Source organism: Streptomyces sp. NPDC057253, assembly GCF_042669125.1.
Taxonomy (GTDB): Bacteria; Actinomycetota; Actinomycetes; order Streptomycetales; family Streptomycetaceae; genus Streptomyces.
Genome location: NZ_JBHUXV010000261.1, coordinates 1 through 4827, shown reverse-complemented (window position 1 = coordinate 4827; position 4827 = coordinate 1). Strand labels below are relative to the sequence as shown.

Sequence of the window (4827 nt, the reverse complement as noted above, 5' to 3'; positions counted from 1 at the left end):
CTCGCACCCGGTGCGAGCGGCCCTTCTCGACGATCAGCGGATCAGACCCGTCCGTACTCCGCCGCCCACGCCTCCACCGCGTCCGCGGCCCGGTCGAAGGCCTGGCCGCGCGCGAGGAAGTCCGCGTTGTGCGTGGTCAGCAGCGGCGGCACGTCCTCCGGCGCCCGGCCTTGCCGTACGAGGGTCAGGGCCTGTCCCTGGACGGTGCGCGGCAGTCCGAGCCAGCGCACCGGCTGCTGGGCCGTGCGCACGGCGACGACCTGGTCCCAGGGCACCGTACGAGTGACCAGGAAACCCACCCGACGGACCCCGCGGGCGCTCACCCACACCCCCATGCGCAGCAGCCGCAGCGAGCCGAGGATGACGAGCAGCGCGACGCCGAGGACCACGGCGGCCTCGGACGGCGAGTCGGTCAGCGCGATGATCACCGCCGCGAAGAGCACGTACGAGGCGAGCAGCAGCAGGATCGCCGCCACACCCACCCGCCACGGGCCGGGCCGGTAGGGGCGCCGCCAGCGGTCACGGTCGTCGAACGGCAACGCGACGTCGTCCGTCGTGTCGAATGCGCGGTCGGCCGTCAGGAAGGGCAGGGGCACGGCGGGTCCTCACTCGATCCAGGCGTGGCTTGTGCCCGGTGAGGCTATCCGCCGTCGTCCCCGCGAGCCACCTTGAGGGGCCCGTCTGAGTCAGTGCCCCTGGGACGCTTGCGACTGCCGGCTCTGCGAGGGCGCCTGATCCTGCGACAGCGCCGGCATCCCGAGCACCAGTGAGCCCACGAGTCCGGCGACGATGGTGAGCCCCATCAGCCAACGCCCGGCCAACTCACCGGCGGACGCGCGCTCACGGGGCGGCGGAGTGACATTGCTGCGGAACCTGTCGGCTTCGGCGAGAAAGGCGAACGGTACGGGCTCGCGCCGACGCAACAGCATGGGGGCACTTCTCCCTTCGGGGATCGAACAGACAACTCCTGTCTGTACAGACGAGCGGGTACCGCAAATGGTGCCCTCTCTTGGCAAATCGGTTGACGCGTAGAGTGGGCGCCGACCGCAGATGTGATGGGAAGGACCTTCCGTGACCGCCGCCGGCGACCCCGATATCTCCTTGCGCAACGACGTCACCGTCGAGCTGGTGAAGTCCAGCGCCTCGGACTCCGACGTACTGTTCGCTGCCCGTGTCTCGACCCTGGGCGAGCAGTCCCTCGACGAGCTCCAGAAGGACCCCGAGCGTTCCAAGGGCCTGATCAACTACCTGATGAGGGACCGGCACGGCAGCCCCTTCGAGCACAACTCCATGACCTTCTTCGTCACCGCGCCGATCTTCGTCTTCCGCGAGTTCATGCGGCACCGCGTGGGCTGGTCGTACAACGAGGAGAGCGGCCGCTACCGGGAGCTCGAGCCGGTCTTCTACGTCCCCGGCGCGGACCGCAAGCTCGTGCAGGAAGGGCGACCCGGCAAGTACGTCTTCGTCGAGGGCTCCCCGGAGCAGCACGAAGCGGTCCGCAGCGTCCTCGACGACTCCTACCGGCAGGCGTACACCGCCTACCAGAAGCTGCTGGCCGAGGGCGTCGCCCGCGAGGTCGCCCGTTCGGTCCTGCCCGTCGGCCTGTTCTCCTCGATGTACGCCACCTGCAACGCCCGCTCGCTGATGCACTTCCTCGGTCTGCGCACCCAGCACGAACAGGCGAAGGTCCCGTCCTTCCCGCAGCGGGAGATCGAGATGGTGGGCGAGAAGATGGAGGCGGAGTGGGCGAAGCTCATGCCGCTCACCTACGCCGCCTTCAATGCGAACGGCCGTGTGGCCCCGTAACGCAGGCCTGCTTTCCCGCAGGTTTTCCCACAGGGCACAGATGTACGGGTCCACCGTGCGAAGTGTCCGTATTGCGGCATTTAGAGAAGTTCATCTAGCCTGATCAAACGGACCCGGCACTGCTTGAACCCCCGAGCAGGCAGTGCCGGGCTCCGCATTTGTCCTGACTTATCCGAGCCCCCGAGGGCAGACCGTGCGATGAGCACCGAGTAGCGTGTATGCCATGGCTCCGACCTCCACTCCGCAGACCCCCTTCGGGCGGGTCCTCACCGCCATGGTCACGCCGTTCACGGCGGACGGCGCACTCGACCTCGACGGCGCACAGCGGCTCGCCACCCACCTGGTGGACGCAGGCAACGACGGCCTGATCATCAACGGCACCACCGGCGAGTCGCCCACCACCAGCGACGCGGAGAAAACGGACCTCGTACGAGCCGTACTGGAGGCGGTCGGCGACCGCGCCCACGTCGTCGCCGGAGTCGGCACCAACGACACCCACCACAGCATCGAGCTCGCCCGCGCGGCCGAGCGCGCCGGCGCACACGGCCTGCTGATCGTCACGCCGTACTACAACAAGCCCCCGCAGGAGGGCCTGTACCGGCACTTCAAGGCCGTCGCCGACGCAGCCGAGCTGCCGGTCATGCTCTACGACATCCCCGGCCGCAGCGGCGTCCCGATCAGCACCGAGACGCTGGTCCGCCTCGCCGAGCACCCGCGGATCGTCGCCAACAAGGACGCCAAGGGCGACCTCGGCCGCGCGAGCTGGGCCATCGCCCGTTCCGGCCTCGCCTGGTACTCCGGCGACGACATGCTGAACCTCCCGCTGCTCTCCGTGGGCGCGGTCGGCTTCGTCTCGGTCGTCGGCCATGTCGTCACCCCGGATCTGCGCGCCCTGGTCGAGGCGTTCACCTCCGGCGACGTCCAGAAGGCCACCGAGATCCACCAGAAGCTGCTCCCGGTCTACACGGGCATGTTCCGCACCCAGGGCGTGATGACCACCAAGGCGGCGCTCGCCCTCCAGGGGCTCCCCGCCGGACCCCTGCGCGCCCCCATGGTCGAGCTCTCACCCGAAGAGATCGAGCAGCTCAAGATCGATCTTGCCGCCGGCGGGGTACAGCTCTAGCACCAGACTTCGCGCGCCCGGCGCGCAACCGGACTCAACAACTGAATAAGCAGGCCACCGGTGCCTGCACCACAACGACAACTGCTACACGCACGAACGTCACGCGCGCCACGTGCCCACCGGTACGTGGCGTGCGTGGTGAGGAGAGTCTTTTGAGTCATCCGCATCCTGAACTGGCCCCGCCGCCGCCGCTCCCCGAAGGCGGCCTGCGGGTCACCCCACTCGGCGGTCTCGGCGAGATCGGCCGAAACATGACGGTCTTTGAGTACGGCGGCCGCCTGCTCATCGTCGACTGCGGTGTGCTCTTCCCGGAGGAGGAGCAGCCCGGAATCGACCTGATCCTGCCGGACTTCTCGTCCGTGAGGGACCGCCTCGACGACATCGAGGGCATCGTCCTCACGCACGGCCACGAGGACCACATCGGCGGCGTCCCCTTCCTCCTGCGCGAGAAGCCGGACATCCCGCTGATCGGCTCCAAGCTCACCCTCGCGCTCATCGAGGCCAAGCTCCAGGAGCACCGCATCCGCCCGTACACCCTGGAGGTGGCGGAGGGGCACCGCGAGCGCATCGGCCCCTTCGACTGCGAGTTCGTCGCGGTCAACCACTCCATCCCGGACGCCCTGGCCGTCGCCATCCGCACCCCGGCCGGCATGGCGGTCCACACGGGTGACTTCAAGATGGACCAGCTCCCGCTGGACGGCCGCCTCACGGACCTGCACGCGTTCGCCCGGCTGAGCGAGGAGGGCATCGACCTCCTCCTGGCGGACTCGACGAACGCCGAGGTCCCGGGCTTCGTCCCGCCGGAGAAGGACATCTCCAACGTCCTGCGGCAGGTCTTCGCCGGCGCCCGCAAGCGGATCATCGTGGCGAGCTTCGCCAGCCACGTCCACCGCATCCAGCAGATCCTGGACGCGGCCCACGAGTACGGCCGCCGGGTCGCCTTCGTCGGCCGCTCGATGGTCCGCAACATGGGCATCGCGCGGGACCTCGGGTACCTCAAGGTCCCGCCGGGCCTGGTGGTCGACGTCAAGACGCTCGACGACCTTCCCGACCACGAGGTGGTCCTGGTCTGCACGGGCTCCCAGGGCGAACCGATGGCGGCCCTGTCCCGCATGGCCAACCGCGACCACCAGATCCGGATCGTCAACGGCGACACCGTGATCCTGGCGTCATCCCTGATCCCGGGCAACGAGAACGCGGTCTACCGCGTGATCAACGGCCTGACCCGCTGGGGCGCCAACGTCGTCCACAAGGGCAACGCCAAGGTGCACGTCTCGGGCCACGCGTCCGCGGGCGAGCTCCTGTACTTCTACAACATCTGCCGGCCCCGGAACCTGATGCCGGTCCACGGCGAATGGCGCCACCTGCGGGCCAACGCCGAGCTGGGCGCCCTCACCGGTGTCCCGCACGACCGGATCGTCATCGCCGAGGACGGCGTGGTCGTCGACCTCGTCGAGGGCAAGGCGAAGATCTCGGGCAAGGTCCAGGCGGGTTACGTCTACGTCGACGGCCTCTCGGTCGGTGACGTCGGCGAGCCCGCGCTGAAGGACCGCAAGATCCTCGGGGACGAGGGCATCATCTCGGTCTTCCTGGTGCTGGACTCGTCCACGGGCAAGATCACGGGTGGCCCGCACATCCAGGCCCGCGGTTCGGGCATCGAGGACTCTGCGTTCAGCGACGTGATCCCGAGGATCACCGAGGTGCTGGAGCGCTCGGCGCAGGACGGTGTGGTCGAACCCCACCAGCTCCAGCAGCTGGTGCGTCGGACCCTCGGCAAGTGGGTCTCCGACACGTATCGCCGCAGGCCGATGATCCTTCCGGTGGTCGTGGAGGTCTGACGGACCGTCGGACAGCCGTCCGAGTGAACTGGGAGCGGGGCGCCTCGATTTGCATCGAGG

5 protein-coding genes are annotated in these 4827 nt (G+C 68.8%); 3 read left to right on the top strand and 2 right to left on the bottom strand.

The genetic code is table 11. The features are described 5' to 3' along the window. Positions 1-41: 41 nt before the first annotated feature. Both ACFULQ_RS48580 and ACFULQ_RS48575 read right to left on the bottom strand, forming a co-directional pair. A complete protein-coding gene (locus ACFULQ_RS48580; protein ID WP_383558122.1) occupies positions 42-596 on the bottom strand; it encodes a hypothetical protein in 555 nt (184 codons plus the stop codon). Between the two features lie 90 nt (positions 597-686). Further along, positions 687-926, bottom strand: a complete 240-nt coding sequence (locus ACFULQ_RS48575) for a hypothetical protein (protein WP_383558124.1) — start codon at positions 924-926, stop codon at positions 687-689. Positions 927-1071: 145 nt separating this feature from the next. On the opposite strand from ACFULQ_RS48575, the gene thyX reads away from it, so the two are divergent. The 3 genes from thyX (at position 1072) to ACFULQ_RS48560 (ending at position 4767) form a co-directional block, all read left to right on the top strand. Next, positions 1072-1806, top strand: a complete 735-nt coding sequence (gene thyX / locus ACFULQ_RS48570) for an FAD-dependent thymidylate synthase (protein ID WP_383558119.1) — start codon at positions 1072-1074, stop codon at positions 1804-1806. 223 nt (positions 1807-2029) lie between these two features. Further along, a complete protein-coding gene (gene dapA, locus ACFULQ_RS48565; protein ID WP_383558117.1) occupies positions 2030-2929 on the top strand; it encodes a 4-hydroxy-tetrahydrodipicolinate synthase in 900 nt (299 codons plus the stop codon). A gap of 152 nt (positions 2930-3081) precedes the next feature. Continuing rightward, the gene (locus tag ACFULQ_RS48560; RefSeq protein WP_383558115.1) at positions 3082-4767 is read left to right on the top strand and encodes a ribonuclease J; all 1686 of its coding nucleotides are present in this window, start codon (positions 3082-3084) and stop codon (positions 4765-4767) included. Positions 4768-4827: the final 60 nt, after the last annotated feature.